19 protein-coding genes are annotated in these 17360 nt (G+C 56.7%); 7 read left to right on the top strand and 12 right to left on the bottom strand.

Annotated features, from left to right (window positions below):
• Nucleotides 1–224: 224 nt before the first annotated feature.
• From UTO39_RS03290 to UTO39_RS03280, 3 genes are all read right to left on the bottom strand, one after another.
• Nucleotides 225–1148 carry a LysR substrate-binding domain-containing protein gene (locus tag UTO39_RS03290; RefSeq protein WP_061098263.1) on the bottom strand — a complete coding sequence of 308 codons (924 nt, stop codon included), beginning with the start codon at nucleotides 1146–1148 and terminating at the stop codon, nucleotides 225–227.
• Between the two features lie 186 nt (nucleotides 1149–1334).
• A complete protein-coding gene (locus tag UTO39_RS03285; protein ID WP_061098262.1) occupies nucleotides 1335–2219 on the bottom strand; it encodes an SDR family oxidoreductase in 885 nt (294 codons plus the stop codon).
• Nucleotides 2220–2283: 64 nt separating this feature from the next.
• Entirely contained in the window at nucleotides 2284–2673 is a 390-nt protein-coding gene (locus UTO39_RS03280; RefSeq protein WP_061098261.1) for a YdeI family stress tolerance OB fold protein, read from the bottom strand.
• A gap of 139 nt (nucleotides 2674–2812) precedes the next feature.
• Here UTO39_RS03280 and UTO39_RS03275 point away from each other — a divergent pair, with 139 nt between their 5' ends.
• The 4 genes from UTO39_RS03275 to UTO39_RS03260 are packed head-to-tail and all read left to right on the top strand — an operon-like array spanning nucleotide 2813 to nucleotide 5306.
• Nucleotides 2813–3316: a hypothetical protein gene (locus UTO39_RS03275; RefSeq protein ID WP_320726454.1), complete on the top strand. Its 504-nt coding sequence runs from the start codon at nucleotides 2813–2815 to the stop codon at nucleotides 3314–3316.
• Between the two features lie 9 nt (nucleotides 3317–3325).
• Complete coding sequence (locus tag UTO39_RS03270) at nucleotides 3326–3772, top strand: DUF421 domain-containing protein (protein ID WP_061098259.1); 447 nt, start codon at nucleotides 3326–3328, stop codon at nucleotides 3770–3772.
• An 11-nt stretch (nucleotides 3773–3783) separates the two neighbouring features.
• Complete coding sequence (locus UTO39_RS03265; protein WP_061098258.1) at nucleotides 3784–4302, top strand: 2-oxo-tetronate isomerase; 519 nt, start codon at nucleotides 3784–3786, stop codon at nucleotides 4300–4302.
• Between the two features lie 17 nt (nucleotides 4303–4319).
• A complete protein-coding gene (locus UTO39_RS03260; RefSeq protein WP_253541947.1) occupies nucleotides 4320–5306 on the top strand; it encodes an SDR family oxidoreductase in 987 nt (328 codons plus the stop codon).
• On the opposite strand, the gene UTO39_RS03255 is transcribed toward UTO39_RS03260, so the two are convergent.
• From UTO39_RS03255 to UTO39_RS03220, 8 genes are all read right to left on the bottom strand, one after another.
• Complete coding sequence (locus tag UTO39_RS03255; protein ID WP_320726453.1) at nucleotides 5307–6932, bottom strand: alpha-amylase family protein; 1626 nt, start codon at nucleotides 6930–6932, stop codon at nucleotides 5307–5309.
• Between the two features lie 8 nt (nucleotides 6933–6940).
• On the bottom strand, nucleotides 6941–7951 hold the full coding sequence (gene cydB / locus UTO39_RS03250; protein ID WP_166711100.1) for a cytochrome d ubiquinol oxidase subunit II: 1011 nt from the start codon (nucleotides 7949–7951) through the stop codon (nucleotides 6941–6943).
• Nucleotides 7951–9354 (bottom strand): cytochrome ubiquinol oxidase subunit I, encoded by a 1404-nt coding sequence (locus UTO39_RS03245; RefSeq protein WP_028013105.1) that lies wholly within the window; start codon nucleotides 9352–9354, stop codon nucleotides 7951–7953. The genes cydB and UTO39_RS03245 overlap by 1 nt, the downstream gene beginning before the upstream one ends.
• Nucleotides 9355–9422: 68 nt before the next feature.
• Nucleotides 9423–10295: a manganese catalase family protein gene (locus UTO39_RS03240; RefSeq protein ID WP_320726452.1), complete on the bottom strand. Its 873-nt coding sequence runs from the start codon at nucleotides 10293–10295 to the stop codon at nucleotides 9423–9425.
• A 15-nt stretch (nucleotides 10296–10310) separates the two neighbouring features.
• Complete coding sequence (locus UTO39_RS03235; protein WP_014831871.1) at nucleotides 10311–10817, bottom strand: ferritin-like domain-containing protein; 507 nt, start codon at nucleotides 10815–10817, stop codon at nucleotides 10311–10313.
• Between the two features lie 25 nt (nucleotides 10818–10842).
• The gene (locus UTO39_RS03230) at nucleotides 10843–11046 is read right to left on the bottom strand and encodes a hypothetical protein (protein ID WP_013096662.1); all 204 of its coding nucleotides are present in this window, start codon (nucleotides 11044–11046) and stop codon (nucleotides 10843–10845) included.
• A 23-nt stretch (nucleotides 11047–11069) separates the two neighbouring features.
• Nucleotides 11070–11564 (bottom strand): ferritin-like domain-containing protein, encoded by a 495-nt coding sequence (locus UTO39_RS03225; protein ID WP_008502272.1) that lies wholly within the window; start codon nucleotides 11562–11564, stop codon nucleotides 11070–11072.
• A 94-nt stretch (nucleotides 11565–11658) separates the two neighbouring features.
• Nucleotides 11659–11844 carry a general stress protein gene (locus UTO39_RS03220; RefSeq protein WP_004150795.1) on the bottom strand — a complete coding sequence of 62 codons (186 nt, stop codon included), beginning with the start codon at nucleotides 11842–11844 and terminating at the stop codon, nucleotides 11659–11661.
• Between the two features lie 506 nt (nucleotides 11845–12350).
• Here UTO39_RS03220 and UTO39_RS03215 point away from each other — a divergent pair.
• Nucleotides 12351–13694, top strand: coding sequence for a VOC family protein (locus tag UTO39_RS03215; RefSeq protein WP_320726451.1), 1344 nt, complete (start codon nucleotides 12351–12353; stop codon nucleotides 13692–13694).
• A gap of 43 nt (nucleotides 13695–13737) precedes the next feature.
• Nucleotides 13738–15243 (top strand): carboxylesterase/lipase family protein, encoded by a 1506-nt coding sequence (locus tag UTO39_RS03210; protein ID WP_320726450.1) that lies wholly within the window; start codon nucleotides 13738–13740, stop codon nucleotides 15241–15243.
• Here UTO39_RS03210 and UTO39_RS03205 read toward each other — a convergent pair.
• A complete protein-coding gene (locus tag UTO39_RS03205) occupies nucleotides 15230–16072 on the bottom strand; it encodes a LysR family transcriptional regulator (RefSeq protein WP_193051938.1) in 843 nt (280 codons plus the stop codon). The genes UTO39_RS03210 and UTO39_RS03205 overlap by 14 nt on opposite strands.
• Nucleotides 16073–16187: 115 nt before the next feature.
• On the opposite strand from UTO39_RS03205, the gene UTO39_RS03200 reads away from it, so the two are divergent.
• Nucleotides 16188–17357, top strand: a complete 1170-nt coding sequence (locus UTO39_RS03200; RefSeq protein WP_320726449.1) for a pyridoxal phosphate-dependent aminotransferase — start codon at nucleotides 16188–16190, stop codon at nucleotides 17355–17357.
• Nucleotides 17358–17360: the final 3 nt, after the last annotated feature.

The raw sequence follows: 17360 nt of genomic DNA, 5'->3' as shown, positions 1-17360 counted from the left end.
CGGATATGTACCAGTTGGATAATAAATGCGGGGAACATAATGATTAATACGAATGAATTCGTGTTTATAAAATGATTAGTGAACCATTTGGTGAATTCGTCGCTATGATAAAACTGTTAAATTGTTTTACGCAATTGTTAATGAATCATTCCGCATTATTTGATTAACGCACGGGCCAGTTCCCTCACCCCTAAGGGGAGAGGGTTAGGGTGAGGGATAAGAGGTCAGACAGGCATGGATTTGCGAATCGCGCTCAGCAGCGTTTGTGCGCCCGTGGAAAGTGGGGTATCCACGCGGGTCAAAATACCGATGGGTTCACCCGCACCGGGGGAGGTTATCGGCAGGGCGGTCAGCGTGCCCTGGCGTAAATCATCTTTTACCGCACCGGATGGGACGAACCAGACGTAGTCATAATCCAGGGTAAGCTGACGCGAAAGTGAAGCCGAAAGCGTTTCGATGCACCCTGAAGGTAGCGTACACCCCTGCATCTGCAGCAAGGTTTCGGCGGCCTGGCGCGGGACGGTGCCTTTCGGGCAAACCACCACCGGCCACTCCATCACCCGGCTTAACGTCACCGTGTCCTGCAGAAGGGGGTGATCGGGGCGAACCACCAGCTTCAGGGATTCCAGGAACAGCAGCTCATAATTGAGGCCGCCCATCAGCTCAGGGTCAGACATTCGACCGATGCCGAGATCCAGTTCGCCGGATTTCAGCCCCGCGAGCAGCATGGTGTTATTCATGGTGGCAACCTGAATAGTGGTATTGCGCTGCTGCTTGTGGAACTGACCAATAACCGGCGGCAGAATCCCCAGCGCCGCGGTTGGCAGGGCACCGACGCGCACCACCTCGCTGGTGTGCTCTTCTTTTCGGTGCAGGGACTGGCCTGCGGTGTTGAGCGCATCCAGCACCTTCACGGCGTGCGTCAGGAACTGTTCACCCACCAGAGTCAGCTGTGCCCCCAGCCGACCGCGGTCAAATAGACGGGCGCCGGTCAGCTGTTCCAGCTCGTTGAGGGTTTTCGAGAGCGCAGGCTGGCTCAGGTTAAGAGTTTCAGCCGCGCGCCCCAGCGTTCCCTGTTGAGCGACGGCCACAAATGTATGCAAATGGCGCAAGCGTATGCGCTGACTGAACAGACCATTTTTTTCCATAGGCGATGTTAAAAACAGAGCGATGCGGGTGACAAGTTAAGTTGTTTAATTTTGATAACCTGATAGCAAAATATTTTTAACATTTGATCTGTTTGAGTTACAACATGTTTTTCAGGCGAGGCGGGTGATGAACGTCCTTGTTCATTTATTGCTCACTGCGTGGAAGGGAAAAAAGCGTAACGGGTTTTAAATCACGCCGTCGCCGCCGTCAGAACACCATACCTGACCGGAGGTAAAGGAACATTCATCCGAGGCCAGCGTGACGTACAGCGGGGCAATCTCGACGGGCTGCCCCGGACGACCCAGCGGGGTATCGCCGCCGAACTCCTTCACTTTTTCCATCGGCTGGCCGCCGCTGGACTGCAGTACCGTCCAGTACGGGCCGGGGGCGACCGCATTAACGCGAATGCCTTTCGGGCCCAGCTGTTTGGCTAAGGATTTGGTAAACACCGCCAGACAGGCCTTCGTCTGGGCGTAGTCCAGCAGCACGGGGCTCGGCTTCACCGCCTGAACGGAGGAGGTGTTAATGATCACGGACGACGCTTTCAGGTGGCGCAGGGCCGCCTTGGTGATCCAGAAGGGGGCGTAAACGTTGGTTTTGAACGTCGCGTCAAAATCTTCGGTGGTCAGCTCTTCAAGGGATTCCCGGTACTGCTGACGGCCTGCGTTGTTGATCAGAATATCCAGCCCGCCCAGCTTCGAGACGGCCTCTTCGACCAGATTCTGGCAGAAGGTTTCATCCCGGACGTCTCCGGGCAGCGCGATGGCCTTACGACCTTCCGCTTTGATCAGGTCGATGACCTCGGCGGCATCTTTCTCTTCTTCAGGCAGGTAGTTGATGGCAACGTCTGCCCCTTCACGGGCGTAGGCGATAGCCACCGCGCGACCAATGCCGGAGTCACCACCGGTGATCAGCGCTTTTTTGCCGGCAAGGCGGCCATGCCCTTTATAGCTTGTTTCCCCGTGGTCGGGTACAGGCTGCATTTCAGACGCCAGTCCCGGCGGCGTTTGCGGCTGTTCCGGGAAAGGGGGTTGCGGGTAAGCGTTCGTACGTTGTGTAGTATCACTCATAGCTGACTCCTTAAGCCAAGGGGTGAGATTTGATGGATAGTTGCAGCGTTAACGCTTCGCTGAATTATTTCTGCAAACGATCAACACGAACGACGGCAGGCGATGATTTTTTATCAAGCGAACCGTTGATACTGATCATCTGATCGGGTTTTACCGTTCTACCGTCGAAGACTGCCTGGGGAATAATAACGTCGATTTTTCCGGTTTTATCCTGGAATACAAACTTATCGCCGCTACCGTCAATAAGATTACCGCGCAATGAAATTGTCGCGCCATCGTGCATTTGTTTTGCCTGATCGATGGTCATAATACGCGCGTCGTCGGTTCCACGATATCCGCTATCCAGCGCGTGGGGTGGCGGCGGTGCTTCACCTTTTTGTAACCCGCCGTTATTATCTGCCCATGCAGCTGGAACCAGAAATATCAAAAAAGCGGAAATAAGTGATAATTTCATCTGATATCCTTCATTTTTGAGTGTCTTGACATATTAAGTATTGTTGCTATTCCTTTATGTGGCAAATGTGATAAGTCTTAAAAACATTCTCTTTGGAAATCAAAACTATCATGAAATAAGCGAAACGGTGACGACGACCATGAAGCGTGAAAATGAAAAGTTACCCGGGATAGATGAGAGTTATCGCTTGTTGAGGTTCGAATATACATTTCGCCAGGTGGGTTTTGTGGTACTGCTGGCTATTATCATCGCAGCGGTTGCCGGTCTGTTTTCCAGCGGAACGGTGAGCGATACGGCCAAAACCAATTCCGCTAACTCGTTGAGCATAAACTATGAACGCTTCGGCCGGCGGGAGACGGAGTCAAGAATGCAGGTCACCTTCCCGGTGAAAACGGAGGGCAGATATACCCTCAGCCTGACCACCGATAGCAGCGACGTGTACGAACCCGGCAGCGTCTGGCCGCAGCCAGATAAAATGTTTAGCCACGGAAAAACCCTCTATTTTGTCTATGACGACCTGCAAAAATCAGACAATTTCTCTGTTTTATACTTCACGACACCTTCCAGAGCCGGTAAATGGAACACCGTCATCCGCGTTAACAACGAGCCGGAGATCAACCTCTGGCAATTTATTTACCCCTAGGAGGCTGATATGGATATGGTCTTTCGCGCGCTGGCGATTTATCTGTTTCTCGTGGTGGTATTTAAAGTGGCAGGGCGACGCGCGCTGCTGCAGATGACCAGCTTTGATCTCATCCTTCTCTTAATTATTAGTGAGGCGACGCAGCAGGCGCTTTTGGGGCAGGATTTCTCCGTTACCGGCGCAATGATTACCATTACCACGCTGGTGGTCGTTGACATTATATTTGGCCTGATGAAGAAATATTTTTCCCCGGTGGAGAATATCCTGGATGGAACTCCTGTGATTCTGGTTGAGAATGGCGTACCCATAGCGGATAAGCTTAAAAAAGTCGACGTATCTTGTGATGATATTCTGGTGTCAGCGCGTCAAAATAATGGCATTACAGAAATGAGCGAAATTAAATATGCCATACTTGAGCGCAATGGACATATTTCAATCATTCCTGTTGAAAAATAAGAGGCGGCAAAATGAGCAATCTTTTACACGACAGTCATTATACCGTGAGTGAACTCACCAAAAAGCTGGCGAGTAAATTAACCGATGCCGGGCTGCGCTTAACCACCGCGGAATCCTGCACGGGAGGAAAGCTCTCGGTGGCGCTGTGTGCAGAGGAAAACACGGCCGATTTTTATGACGTCGGGCTGGTTGTGTTCAGCGATGAAGCCAAATCGCGGATCCTCGGCGTGCGCCCTGAAACGCTGGCGCGCTATACCGCCGTCAGTGAACAGACGGTGACCGAGATGGCCGCCAGCATCCGCGACATTGCCCAGGCGGATATTAGCATCGCCATCAGCGGCTACGCGGGCCCGGAAGGGGGCGATGACGGCACGGCGGCGGGAACGGTCTGTTTTGCCTGGAATATCTGCGGTGAGACGACAACCCGTACCGTCCTTTTCTCCGGCGACTGCCAGGACGTGGTGGAAAAAGCGGTGCAGTATTCGCTCGCTGAACTGGTGACAAAATTATCGGACGGCAATAACGGCTAAATTCACGCGGAGGTTCTATGGCGGTCATAGTGATTACCGGCGGGACGGCGGGCGTGGGAAAAGCCACGGCGCTGCACTTTGCAAAGGCAGGCTACGATGTGGGGCTTATCGCCCGCGATGAAGCCAGCCTGCACTCAACCCAGGAAGAGCTGCGCCGCTTTGGCGTTAATGCCCACGCGGTGCAGGCGGACGTCGCCGACAGCCAGGCGGTGGTGGATGCGGCTAACGAGATCGAGTATCGCCTCGGGGCAATCGATGTCTGGGTCAACAATGCGATGGGGGCCGTGCTGGCGCCGTTTCGTACCCTGACGCCGGATGAGTTTCGCCGCGTGACTGACGTTACCTATCTTGGGTTTGTTAACGGCACCCGCGCCGCGCTGGAGCTGATGGTGCCCCGCGACAGGGGCGTGATTATCCAGGTGGGGTCCGCGCTGGCCTACCGTTCCATCCCTTTGCAGTCGGCCTACTGCGGGGCGAAAGCGGCGATCCGCGGGTTCACCGATGCGGTGCGGACCGAGCTGATGCACGAGAACAGCCGGGTCCAGCTGTCGATGGTTCAGATGCCGGGGCTCAATACGCCGCAGTTCGAATGGGCGAGGAATAAGTTCGCATGGGCGATGCGCCCGGTGCCGCCGGTCTTTGAGCCTGAAGTCGCCGCCAGGGCCATCTTTAAGGTTGCGCAGAAACCGGTGCGCGAGCTGTGGGTGGGCAGCAGCACCATCCAGTCCATCGTCGGGCAATTCTTCTTTCCGGGCTACCTTGACCGTCTGATGGTGAAAAAAGCCTGGGAAGGCCAGATGACCGACGATCTGAACGCCGCGGATCGTCGGGACTATCTCGACCAGCCGGTTAACGACCTGCACAAAATCCACGGTCGTTTTACCGACGAAGCGAAGAACCGCGCCCCGTCCGTCACCTCCGGTATGCCGGGCAAGGTGGCGCTGGGGGCGCTCGCGGTGGCGGGGATTATGCTGACGCGCCTGATAACCCGCCGGAAACGCTAATCAGCGCAGCGCGCTGCGGTGCGTCCAGAACCAGCGGTAGCCGTAGCCGCCAATACTGAGTTCGACGGTTTTGCCGCAAACCAGCGCGTCGTCGTAGCGTTTGTCCGCGAGGCAGGCGGTCCAGGTGGCGTTGCGGATCCCCTTTGCGGTGAACTGCACCGGCTGGTCGCTGAAGTTAACGAAGGTGAGGATGCTGCGCTCGTCGGTCTCGTAATAGATCCCCAGCACCGCGTCATGATCGAGGGTGATGAGGCGAAAGGGCGCCACGGCAATTTCGGGGAACTCAGAGCGGGTATTGGCAATATCAATGATCCGGTGCAGGAGCGAGTTGCGGTGAAGCAGCGAATCGGCGACGTTGATTTTCTGATAGCGGTAAGGGCCGTGGTCGATAATCGGCGCGATAAATTTTTCAGGATCGGCCGCCGAAAAACCGCCGCCCCGTGAGCCCGCCCACTGCATCGGGGTGCGAACGGCGTAGCGTTCCTCCAGCTCCAGGTCGTCACCCATGCCGATCTCGTCGCCGTAGCGCATCACCGGGACGCCCGGCAGGGAAAAGAGCACCGCGTGGCAGAACGCCAGCCGCTTTGGGTCGCCATTCAGCATCGGTGCCAGACGTCGGCGGATCCCGCGCTGGTAGACGTTCATCTCCTCGTCAGGGGCGAAGGTGTCGAGGACAAACTGTTTGTCTTTTTTGCTAATCCCTTCGAGATCCAGCTCGTCGTGGTTGCGCAGCCAGTTGGCAAAACAGCATGAATCGGGCGGGACGATCATCTTCTTCACCGCGTTGCGCAGCGGGCGGGCGCTTTTTCTGGCCAGGCTGACGTAGAAATACTTGTTGAGCCAGAAGTTGAGCACCAGATGCAGGCGGTCGTTATTGCCGAAATAGTCTTTATAAACCTCAACGTCCACGTCCACTTCACCAAGCAGGACCGCGTCCGGATTACGCTGTTCGATAAGACGGCGCATGTGCTCCAGGATCCACAGGCCCTTTTTCTCGTCACCGTTGCCCGCCTGCTTCGTGAGGTGTGATGCGGCATCCAGCCGAAATCCCGATACCCCCAGCTTGAGCCAGAAGAGGATAATATTCTCAATCTCTTTAAGCACGGCGGGCGAGGTCAGGTTCAGGTCCGGCTCGTGGCGGTAGAACATGTGCCGGTAATACTGTCCCGCCTCGTCGTCCCAGCTCCAGACGCTTTTTTCCACGCCGGGGAACATGGGGGGCGTGTCGTCGTCGTCGTTATCCGACCAGATATAGTAGTCGCGGTAGGGCGAGACGGGGCTGCGGCGGGCCTGCTGGAACCAGGGATGGGCTTCCGAGGTGTGCTGGATAAGCAGCTCAATAATGACTTGCATGCCCAGTTCACGGGCCTGTTCGATAAAGGCGATAATATCGGCCAGTTTTCCGAAGCGGGGGTCCACCTGCAGATGGTCGCTAACGTCGTAGCCCTCATCGAGAAAGGGCGTGAGGTAAAACGGGGTGATCCAGATAACCGTTGCCCCCATGCGGCGAATATAGCGCAGCTTGGCCGCTATTCCGGCGATGTCCCCGCAGCCATCGCTGTTCATATCATAAAAAAGCGCGGTATCAATCTGGTAAATAATGGCCCGTGTATGCCAGTCCGTCATAGCGTTCCTCAGTGATAGCCTTCAGTATCCGAAACTTTTCCCCGGAAGACGTAGTAGCTCCAGGCGGTGTACACCAGAATCACCGGAATAATCAGCAGGGTCCCGACCAGCATAAACAGCTGGCTGGCGGGGGGCGCCGCGGCTTCCCACAGGGTGATGCGCGGCGGAATGATGTTTGGCCACAGGCTGATACCCAGGCCGCTAAATCCGAGGAAGATCAGCCCCAGCGTCAGCAGGAAGGGGCGCGAGTGGCTGGCAGGGTTGCGGGTCAGCCGCCAGATCAGCACGCTAAACAAGCCTACCAGCAGGGGAACCGGCAGGAACCAGAAGAAGTTGGGCAGGGTAAACCAGCGGTCGGCCACGTACTGCCAGCCGAGCGGCGTCCAGACGCTGACGACCGCGATCACCACCACCAGGGCCAGCAGCACGTGGCGGGTCAGTTCGCGCATGCGGTGCTGCAACGCGCCTTCACTTTTCATGATAAGCCAGGTGGTGCCCAGCAGCGTGTAGGCGACCACCAGCCCGATACCGCAGAAAAGGTTAAAGGGCGTCAGCCAGTCAAGCGGCGAGCCCACAAAGCGTCTGCCCTCAACCTCAAAGCCGTTGATCACCGCCCCCACGACGATCCCCTGGCTGAAGGTGGCGAGCAGAGAGCCGCCGGCGAAGGAGTAGTCCCAGAACTTGCGGTGCGAAGGCGTCGCTTTAAAGCGAAACTCAAAGGCGACACCGCGAAAGATGAGGCCGATCAGCATCGCGGTGAGGGGGATAGTGAGCGCATCAATGATCACCGCGTAGGCCAGCGGGAACGCGCCGAACAGCCCCGCGCCGCCAAGCACCAGCCAGGTCTCGTTGCCGTCCCACACGGGCGCTACGCTGTTGACCATCACATCGCGCTCTTTCGCATCGCCCACGAAGTTAAACAGCAGGCCGATGCCCAAATCAAAGCCATCCATAATGATGTACATCAGCGTGGCAAAGACGATGATGGCAAACCAGATAACAGAGATATCGACGCCCATCAGTTTCTCTCCTGTTCCGGAACAGACTCCGCGGCAGACAGCGGACGGGCGGGGGTGCCCGACGTGTTTGACGTCAGCGTATCGACGGGCTGCGGGCCTTTCTTAATCAGCCGGATGAGGTACACATAGCCCACGCCAAACACCGACGAGTAGACAACGAAGAACGCCAGCAGGCTGATGCTCATCTGCAGGGTGCTGTGCAGGGAAACCGCGTCAATTGTACGCAGATAGCCGTAGACCACCCACGGCTGGCGGCCCACTTCGGTAGTCACCCAGCCGGCGAGCAGCGCCACCAGACCGGCAGGCCCCATGCAGAGGGCAAACCACTGGAACGGACGCGAGTGGTAGAGCCGGTGTCGATAGCGTAGCCAGAGGCTGACCAAGCCGAGGGTAATCATCAGCAGGCCCATTCCGACCATGATGCGGAACGACCAGAAAACGATGGTCGAGTTTGGGCGATCCTCTTTCGGGAAGTCCTTCAGCGCCGGAACCTGCTTATCCAGGCTGTGCGTCAGGATTAGGCTGCCGAGCGCGGGGATCTCCAGACCGTACTTGGTGCGCTCCTCGTCCATATCCGGCAGGCCAAACAGCAGCAGCGGCGTGGCCTCGCCGGGCGGATTTTCCCAGTGCCCCTCAATGGCGGCAATTTTGGCCGGCTGATGCTCAAGCGTGTTCAGGCCGTGCATATCGCCCACCACGGCCTGGATGGGGGCAACCAGCAGCGCCATCCACATCGCCATGGAGAACATGGTTCGTATGGCGGGGGTATCGTTACCGCGCAGCAGGTGCCATGCGCCCGACGCGCCGACGAACAGCGCGCTGCTCAGAAACGCGGCGATGGCCATATGAATTAGGCGGTAAGGGAAGGAGGGGTTAAAGATAATCGCCAGCCAGTCCTGCGGAATAACCTGCCCGTTCTCGATGGTAAAACCCTGCGGGGTGTGCATCCAGCTGTTTGAGGCGAGGATCCAGAAGGTCGACATCAGCGTGCCGAGCGCCACCATGCAGGTTGAAAAAAAGTGCAGCCCAGGGCCGACCTTGTTCCAGCCGAACATCATCACGCCAAGGAACCCGGCTTCAAGGAAGAAGGCGGTTAACACCTCGTAGGTCAGCAGAGGGCCGGTAATGCTGCCCGCGAACTGGGAGAACCCGCTCCAGTTGGTGCCGAACTGATACGCCATGACCAGCCCGGAAACCACCCCCATCCCGAAGTTGACGGCAAATATCTTGAGCCAGAAGTGGTAAAGCGAGCGCCAGACGTCGTTTTTGGTGCGCAGCCACATGCCTTCCAGCACGACAAGATAGCTGGCAAGACCAATGGTAATCGCCGGGAAAAGGATGTGAAACGAGACGGTAAAAGCGAACTGAATTCTGGCGAGATGGAATGCATCAAGTTCGAACATGGTCCGTACCTCTGAAGCGATGGGGCACGAGAATTGCCGGACAGCGCAGGGCTGCCCGGCAAAACCGATTACGGTTTTTTCTTACCGGCGCCCAGCTCGGCACCGGTCAGCGGGTCGGAATGGGGATCGGACTTCGTGCGGGCAGACATCGCCTTAACCAGGGTTGCCTGTTCAGCTGTGAGCGTCACGCTGGCGCTGCCGTCTCCGCCATCAACCGCAGGCTGGGGGGACTCAACGTAATCAAAGTGCTTATCGCTGTTCCAGCTTCCGCGAACCTCTCCACCTTCAGACATATTGTAGTACTTGTTGGTGAATTCCTCGATTGGCGGCAGTTTTCCCGGCGGGAAATTGTTGCGAATGGACTGCAGAGCCTTCTCAAAGGAGAGCTGATGCGCCGCCTCACGCGTCATCAGAAACGCCAGCGCATCCTTCACTCCGGGATCGTCAGTGACGTTGATTAGCCGTTCATAGATGATTTTCGCCCTGGCCTCTGCCGCCACGTTCGAGCGTAGATCCGCCGTCGGCTCGCCGATGGTATCGACATAGGCCGCCGTCCACGGCACGCCCGCCGAGTTAGTGAGCGGGGTACCGCCGCCGTAGAGAAGGGAGGTGATGTGGCTGTCGTTACCGTTTTCGGTCATGGACCGATACAGTTCAGCCTCATTCTCTACCCCTTCCGCCAGCTCGCCTTTGGCGCCTTTGTTCAGCATACCGACCAGCGTACCGATGATTTCGAGGTGGCTAAGCTCCTCGGTTGCTATATCCATCAGCATATCCTTACGGCCCGGATCGTCATCGCTCAACCCTTGCGTAAAGTAGCGGCAGGCGGCCGCCAGTTCACCCTGCGGCCCGCCAAACTGTTCGAGCAACAGATTGGCAAGACCCGGATTCGGTTCAGCAACGCGAACCGTGTACTGCAGCTGTTTAACGTGTCGAAACATGCAGACTCTCCAGAGTTATTTTTTTGCTTCGACACCCGATGCGTCTGAACGCAGCAGGAACTGTTCCGTCGTCTGGGGGATATGGCGAATCAGCCAGTCGGCCATCTCGCGCTCTTCCGCCAGGATCGTCTCAATGGCGGGCACGGAGGCGGTATCGCCCGCTTTTTTCGCGGCAGCAAGCAGGGAGGTATAGCAGGCGATTTCAAACTGTTCGAAAACATAGCCGCTGATCGAGCCCTTAACGATCTCATCAGAGGGGAACATGCCGCCGATGGACTGACCCAGCGCCGCCATTTTGCTCATCGAGTCTTTTAAAACCGAACGAGAAATATCATTACGGTCGAGGATTTCCTCCAGCAATGTAATTTGCCGTTTTGTCTCATTAATATGCTGTTCAATTCTGGCGCGAACATCAGGATAATTATCGATGCGGCTGGCCATGGATTCCAGCATTGACTCGGCTTGCTTTTCCATCGCATGGGCATCGCGTAGCCAGTCATGGTAGTGTTCTACGTGATTCATCATTGTATCCTCATTATGGGTTCGCTTATTTGGTCTCACTTTCAGCAGCCTGATCGGCACGCGCGGCACTGTAGCCAGACAAATGGCCGACAATATTAGCGTAAATACTGATGATAATGACCCATAGCACGCTGTTCTTCCACCATATTACGGAAGGGATAGCGAGAATGAACCATATTATAGCTGCCGTTAAATGGCACCGTTTAATTGTCCTGGGACTGATGCTCATTTTATTTAACCTGTATTATTGCGTCATTTCTGCGCTTTTTGGTTAATATTTCCAACGGCCAGATCGGTGAGTTTAAGGTCGGTCTCTTTTTCTTCTTCCAGCGTTTCGGCAAGAAGTTTAACGGCTTTTTTATAGCCCAGCTGTTCTGCGAGTGTTGCAAGGGTACCGTAACTGGCAATTTCGTAATGCTCTACTTTTTGCGCAGCGGCAATTAGGGCGGCATCACGAACTTCATTTTTTTCCGTGCTTTCGATGACTTCGTTGGCTTCTTCAATTAAGCCTTCCATCGCCACGCATTTCATGCGCTTGAGTTTGATACCGTCTTCCTGTTCAACGATCTGGTCGATACGTTCGATCTGACCCTGCGTCTCTTCAAGGTGTGCGGTAAAGGCCGCGCTCAGTTTCTCGCTGGATGCGGCACGGGCGAGCTTACTCAGCGCGCGTGTTAGCTGTTTTTCCGCACTGTAGGTATCCGACAGAAGATGAATAAATACATCCTCAACGCTTTTCATATTCATAATTATTACGCTCCGGTAAAATAAGGAGAGGGTACTGCGAGCTTTTCAGCCCGCAGCATGCTCTCTGGTATTATTAAAAGAGTACTAAATAAGATCAGGAGTTATCAGATTTACGGCCTCCGCCGTGACTGTTCTGTCCCCCTTTCTTACCCGCTTCAGATGCGCGTTGCGGATCGTTTTTAAAATTACCACCGCTGTGCTGGCCACCTTTACGTCCAGCTTCTGATGCTTTTTCACGGTCTTCAGCGAAATTACCGGAACCACCACGATGCTCTGCCATATTAAACCTCATATTCATATATTGGTTATGTCAGTACGATACGAAAATATTCCGTATCACTCGTCGTTCGAGTAATAACTCTAGTCGCTGTGCGTCATTCGTCAAATGCGTTTCGCCATTAGCGGTTACGTTATATTTAATTATTGCCGCGTTTGCGCTTCGCTTGGTTTGGAAATATGGAAGGGTGGGAAGGACTTGTAAACAAACGCTCAGATTAGTCCTAAGTTTAAGTTAAAAAGCGGAAGGTTGAAGCCAATAATAATGGCGTAACCAAATCGGATAATTTGCAAGCGGTGATATGGAAAAAATTACCTCTTTAGGGCTAGAAAAAATAGCCGCTACGAATCATAAGGAAAATCCTGGAAAAAGATGACGAGGCGCCCGGCAGGGGTCGGTAGCACACGGTTTAACCACTGGCGTCTTAAGATCACAAATCAGAAATTCTTCCCCCCGGAAGGAACGGCCTTCTCTACACTCCAGGTAATATTCACTGGAGGCATGACATCATGGCGAACACCATCACGGCTGATGATATTCGGGAACACTTTTCGCAGGCTATGTCGGCGATGTACCAGCAGGAAGTTCCGCAGTACGGCACCTTGCTTGAGCTGGTCGCGGACGTAAACCTGGCGGTTCTGGAAAATAACCCACTATTACATGAACAACTGGCGAACGCCGACGAGCTGGCGCGCCTGAACGTGGAGCGTCACGGGGCGATCCGCGTTGGCACCGCACAAGAGCTTTCCACCCTGCGTCGTATGTTTGCCATCATGGGCATGTTCCCGGTCAGTTATTACGATCTCTCGCAGGCGGGGGTGCCGGTTCACTCAACGGCGTTTCGTCCGGTTGACGATGCGGCGCTGTGCCGCAATCCGTTTCGTATCTTTACCTCACTGCTGCGCCTTGAGCTGATTGAAAACGTGGCGTTACGCGAGCGGGCGGCAGAAATTCTGTCTCACCGGAACATCTTTACGCCGCGCTGTCTGGAACTTATTGACCTCCACGAGTCGGAAGGGCGTTTTACCGAAGCGCAGGCGCACGAGTTTGTGCAGGAAGCGTTAGAAACCTTCCGCTGGCACCGTCATGCTACGGTCGACCAGGAGACCTACCTGGCGCTGAGTCACGAGCACCGCCTGATAGCTGACGTGGTCTGCTTCCCGGGCTGCCATATCAACCACCTCACACCGCGCACGCTGGACATTGACCGGGTACAGGAGCTGATGCCGAAGTACGGCATTGAGCCAAAAATTCTGATCGAAGGGCCGCCGCGTCGTGAAGTGCCGATCCTGCTGCGTCAGACCAGCTTTAAAGCCCTCGAAGAGCCGGTGCTTTTCGCCGGGGAACATAAAGGCACCCACACCGCGCGCTTCGGTGAAATTGAACAGCGCGGCGTGGCGCTGACCCCGAAAGGTCGTGAACTGTACGATAGCCTGCTGGCCCAGGCCGGAACCGGAAAAGATAACCTTACGCATCAGCTGCATTTGCGGGAGATTTTCAGCGCCTTCCCGGACAGCGAAATGTTCCTGCGCCGTCAGGAGCTGGCGTATTTTCGCTATCGCCTGACCCCGGCGGGAGAGGCCCATCGTCACGCGTTTCGTCCGGGCGATGACCCGCAGCCGCTGATCGAGCGCGGGTGGGTGGTGGCCCAGCCGATAATTTACGAAGATTTCCTTCCGGTCAGCGCGGCGGGGATTTTCCAGTCCAATCTTGGAAATGAAACCCAGGCGCGCAGCCACGGGAATGCCAGCCGCAATGCGTTTGAAGCCGCGCTCGGCTGCCCGGTGTATGACGAATTTACGCTCTACGAGGAGGCGGAAACGCGCAGCAAACAGCGTTGCGGTTTGCTCTGAAATCGTTACTCTTCAGGGGTGTGATGGAAAAAATAAGGTCGTTATGCAAAATCCTTCCGCCCCTGTGGTTGAAACGCGCCAGGGCGCACTGTCTGGTTTAACCGATGAAAACGTTCACCTCTGGCGCGGTATTCCCTATGCCGCACCGCCCGTTGGCGACTGGCGCTGGCGCTCACCCCGACCGCCGGAACGCTGGGACGGCGTGCGTGAAGTTACCGCCTTTTCGCCCTCAAGCTGGCAAAGCAGTGAATATTGTCAGGAGCTGGGCGGGGGCGATCCCGGCCAGTTTTCTGAAGACTGCCTCTATCTGAACGTCTGGTCTCCCGTCGACCGTACCGGGCCGCTGCCGGTCATGGTCTGGCTGCACGGCGGCGGGTTTACGATTGGCGCCGGAAGCCTGCCGCCCTATAACGGCAAGGCCCTGGCATCCCGTGGGGTGGTTGTCGTCACGATTAACTACCGTCTCGGCCATCTCGGCTTCTTTGCCCATCCCGCGCTTGAGGGGGAAGAGGAGCGGGTGGTGCATAATTTTGCCCTGCTGGATCAGATCGCCGCGCTCGAATGGGTGCGGGAGAATATCGCCGCGTTTGGTGGCGACCCTACTAACGTGACCCTGTTTGGTGAATCCGCCGGCGCGCGCAGCGTGCTGTCGCTGCTGGCCTCGCCGCTGGCGGAAGGACTATTTCATAAGGCGATAGTGCAAAGCGGGTACACCCTGCCGGATACGCCGCGCGAGCAGGCCCTGCAAAAAGGGGAAGCGCTGGCCGCCCACTTCGGGCTGGAGAACGCGACGGCAGAGCAGCTGCGCGCCATCCCGCCCGAGGCGTTCTGGCCGCTGACCGCGCCGCTGAACGTCGCCCCGGCGCCCATCGTCGGGGATTGCGTTCTGCCGGAGGCGATGCTGGACGTCTTTTTCGCCGCCCGCCAGCATCCCGTGCCGGTGATGATTGGCTCCAACAGCGATGAAGCCAGCGTGATGGGGGTGTTTGGTGTCGATCTCGCCGGGCAGATCCAGAAGCTTCGCCGGGAGCGCCGCTTCGGGCTGGGGCTCATCAAGCTGCTTTATCCGGGCGTGAAAGGCGACGAGGAGCTCGGCAGGCAGGTGTGCCGCGACATGGCCTTCACCACCATGGGCTACGTGGTAATGCAGGCGCAGCAGCGCGTCGGCGGGCTTTGCTGGCGTTACTGGTTTGACTATGTGGCCGAAGCGGAACATGACACCTATATCAACGGTGCCTGGCACGGCAATGAGGTGCCGTACGCGTTTGATACCCTCGGGCAGGTGGAGCCTTCGCGCCAGTACGTTAACGAACGGGATCTGACGTTTGCCGCCCGGGTGGCTGATTACTGGGTGAGCTTTGCGCGCGATGCCGGAACGCATGATAGCCTTCACGGGCAGGCGCGCTGGCCCGCCTGCCGCAAAGGGCGGGACGTGCTGTTACGTATTGGCGTGAATAAACATGCAGGTTTCAGGCTTGAAAACCGATTTATGCGCGCCCGCATGAGCCTCTTCAAGCGCGTGATGAAGCACCACGTCAGCCTCGATTAAGCAAACAGGCGCGAAACGCCGCCAGACCATTTTCCTGACAAGGCGTTTCGCGCAGCACCAGCCGGTAGCTCGCGCCGGTTTTTATGCTGGTCTCATAGGGCCGCATCAGCCTTCCGGCGCGGACATCTTCTGCCACCAGCGTTTCGTCGGCGATGGCCACGCCCAGCCCCTGAATGGCGGCGGTAATGGCGAGATCCATCGTATCGAAGTGTTGATTTTTGTGCATAACAAAGCCCGGACCTTCCTGATTCGCCAGCCACAGTGACCAGTCTGTCTTATCCCTTGTCGGGTGAAGAAACGTCAGCGAACCCAGCGCGGCACCCGCCCGCACGGGGCTGAACACCGGGGTGAGCGCCTCTTCAAACAGCAGATCGCCTGCGCTCATGTGCGTGCCGAAGACGATGGCGGCGTCGTAAGATTCGGTTTTGAAATTGACGTTATGATCGGTGGTGGTGGTCAATGCGATCTGCAGATCCGGCTGCTCGCGCTCTACCTCCAGCAGGCGCGGCACCAGCCAGCGCATCGCGCAGGTGGGGGCCTTGAGGCGGATCACCGTGTGCTGGCTGCGGGCCTGGTCGGCCACGCTCAGCAGCTGTTCGAATGAGGACTGCAGCTCGGGAAGCAGGGCGCTGCCCTGCGGGGAGAGGCGTAGCCCGCGCGCGTGGCGCTCAAACAGCGGAAAGCCAAACCAGGCTTCAAGGGAGGCAATCTTACGGCTCACGGCCCCCTGCGTCAGGCACAGCTCTGCGGCGGCGTGGGTAAGGTTCAGATGACGCGCGGTGACTAAAAATGCGTCGATGGCATTGAGCGGGAGCGAACGGCGCGACATTAAAAACACCTCAGCTATGCATTTTTCTCATGGCTATTATGACAACAATTCGATTGTCCCGGCAACGCAGATGTTGTTTGAATAGTTATGCAATATCCATGAGAAGGGAAAGAGGATGACTTTACGAACGCCGGTGCAAACGCGCTCCAAGCTGCCAGACGTGGGGACCACCATTTTTACCGTTATCGGCCAGCTTTCGGCCCAGCATAACGCCATCAACCTTTCTCAGGGGGCACCGAATTTTTCCTGCGACCCGAAGCTGATTGCCGGCGTCACCCGCGCGATGGAGGCAGGGCATAACCAGTATGCGTCGATGACCGGCCTGCAGCCGCTCAAAGAGCGCATTGCCGATAAAATTGCCGCGCTCTACGGCACGCGGTACGACCCTGCCAGCGAGGTGCTGGTCACCGCCAGCGCCAGCGAAGGGCTCTATTCCGCGATAAGCGGGCTGGTACACCCTGGCGACGAGGTGATCTACTTTGAGCCGTCGTTTGACAGCTACGCGCCGATTGTGCGTCTTCAGGGGGCAACGCCTGTCGCCATCAAGCTCACGGTGCCGGATTTTGCCGTCAACTGGGATGAGGTCCGTGCGGCCATCACCCCGCGCACGCGCATGATCGTCATCAATACGCCGCACAACCCGAGCGGCCAGGTCTTCTCCGCTAATGACCTGCAGCAGCTGGCGGCGCTGACGCGCAATACCGACATCATTATTTTGTCTGACGAAGTGTACGAACACGTCGTGTTTGATGGGGAACCGCACCACGGGATGGCCACGCATCCGCAGCTGGCGGAGCGCAGCGTGATTATTTCTTCTTTCGGAAAAACCTATCACGTCACCGGCTGGCGCGTGGGTTATTGTGTGGCACCCGCGGAGCTGATGGACGAGATATGTAAAGTCCATCAATTTTTGATGTTCTCTGCCGATACGCCAATGCAGCACGCGTTTGCAGAACACATGACCGATCCGCAAACCTGGCTGGCCCTGTCGGCGTTTTACCAGCGTAAGCGCGATCTGCTGCACGGCCTGCTGGCCGATTCGCCGTTTACCCTGCTGCCGAGCGCCGGGTCGTTCTTTATGCTGGCGGACTACAGCCGGTTCAGCGACGAGCGCGACAGCGAGCTGGTGAAGCGGCTGATCGTTGAGTACGGTGTTGCCACCATTCCGCTGTCGGCGTTTTATGCCGACGGCACGGATAATAAGTTGATTCGTCTCTCTTTTGCGAAGGATGAGGCGACGTTACGGGCAGGTGCCCAGGCCCTGTGTCGGGTTAAACCACGCTAAGGA

The sequence above is a fragment of the Enterobacter sp. 118C5 genome (assembly GCF_034107645.1).
Taxonomy (GTDB): Bacteria; Pseudomonadota; Gammaproteobacteria; order Enterobacterales; family Enterobacteriaceae; genus Enterobacter; species Enterobacter nematophilus.
The sequence above is the reverse complement of the archived record's forward strand: the minus strand, read 5'-3'. Positions and strand labels throughout refer to the sequence as shown.

Bases quoted from the DNA above. Each gene is read 5' to 3' on its own strand.
- UTO39_RS03290 (WP_061098263.1), bottom strand. From the start codon at position 1,148: ATGGAAAAAAATGGTCTGTTCAGTCAGCGCATACGCTTGCGCCATTTG.
- UTO39_RS03285 (WP_061098262.1), bottom strand. From the start codon at position 2,219: ATGAGTGATACTACACAACGTACGAACGCTTACCCGCAACCCCCTTTC.
- UTO39_RS03280 (WP_061098261.1), bottom strand. From the start codon at position 2,673: ATGAAATTATCACTTATTTCCGCTTTTTTGATATTTCTGGTTCCAGCT.
- UTO39_RS03275 (WP_320726454.1), top strand. From the start codon at position 2,813: ATGAAGCGTGAAAATGAAAAGTTACCCGGGATAGATGAGAGTTATCGC.
- UTO39_RS03270 (WP_061098259.1), top strand. From the start codon at position 3,326: ATGGATATGGTCTTTCGCGCGCTGGCGATTTATCTGTTTCTCGTGGTG.
- UTO39_RS03265 (WP_061098258.1), top strand. From the start codon at position 3,784: ATGAGCAATCTTTTACACGACAGTCATTATACCGTGAGTGAACTCACC.
- UTO39_RS03260 (WP_253541947.1), top strand. From the start codon at position 4,320: ATGGCGGTCATAGTGATTACCGGCGGGACGGCGGGCGTGGGAAAAGCC.
- UTO39_RS03255 (WP_320726453.1), bottom strand. From the start codon at position 6,932: ATGACGGACTGGCATACACGGGCCATTATTTACCAGATTGATACCGCG.
- cydB (WP_166711100.1), bottom strand. From the start codon at position 7,951: ATGGGCGTCGATATCTCTGTTATCTGGTTTGCCATCATCGTCTTTGCC.
- UTO39_RS03245 (WP_028013105.1), bottom strand. From the start codon at position 9,354: ATGTTCGAACTTGATGCATTCCATCTCGCCAGAATTCAGTTCGCTTTT.
- UTO39_RS03240 (WP_320726452.1), bottom strand. From the start codon at position 10,295: ATGTTTCGACACGTTAAACAGCTGCAGTACACGGTTCGCGTTGCTGAA.
- UTO39_RS03235 (WP_014831871.1), bottom strand. From the start codon at position 10,817: ATGAATCACGTAGAACACTACCATGACTGGCTACGCGATGCCCATGCG.
- UTO39_RS03230 (WP_013096662.1), bottom strand. From the start codon at position 11,046: ATGAGCATCAGTCCCAGGACAATTAAACGGTGCCATTTAACGGCAGCT.
- UTO39_RS03225 (WP_008502272.1), bottom strand. From the start codon at position 11,564: ATGAATATGAAAAGCGTTGAGGATGTATTTATTCATCTTCTGTCGGAT.
- UTO39_RS03220 (WP_004150795.1), bottom strand. From the start codon at position 11,844: ATGGCAGAGCATCGTGGTGGTTCCGGTAATTTCGCTGAAGACCGTGAA.
- UTO39_RS03215 (WP_320726451.1), top strand. From the start codon at position 12,351: ATGGCGAACACCATCACGGCTGATGATATTCGGGAACACTTTTCGCAG.
- UTO39_RS03210 (WP_320726450.1), top strand. From the start codon at position 13,738: ATGCAAAATCCTTCCGCCCCTGTGGTTGAAACGCGCCAGGGCGCACTG.
- UTO39_RS03205 (WP_193051938.1), bottom strand. From the start codon at position 16,072: ATGTCGCGCCGTTCGCTCCCGCTCAATGCCATCGACGCATTTTTAGTC.
- UTO39_RS03200 (WP_320726449.1), top strand. From the start codon at position 16,188: ATGACTTTACGAACGCCGGTGCAAACGCGCTCCAAGCTGCCAGACGTG.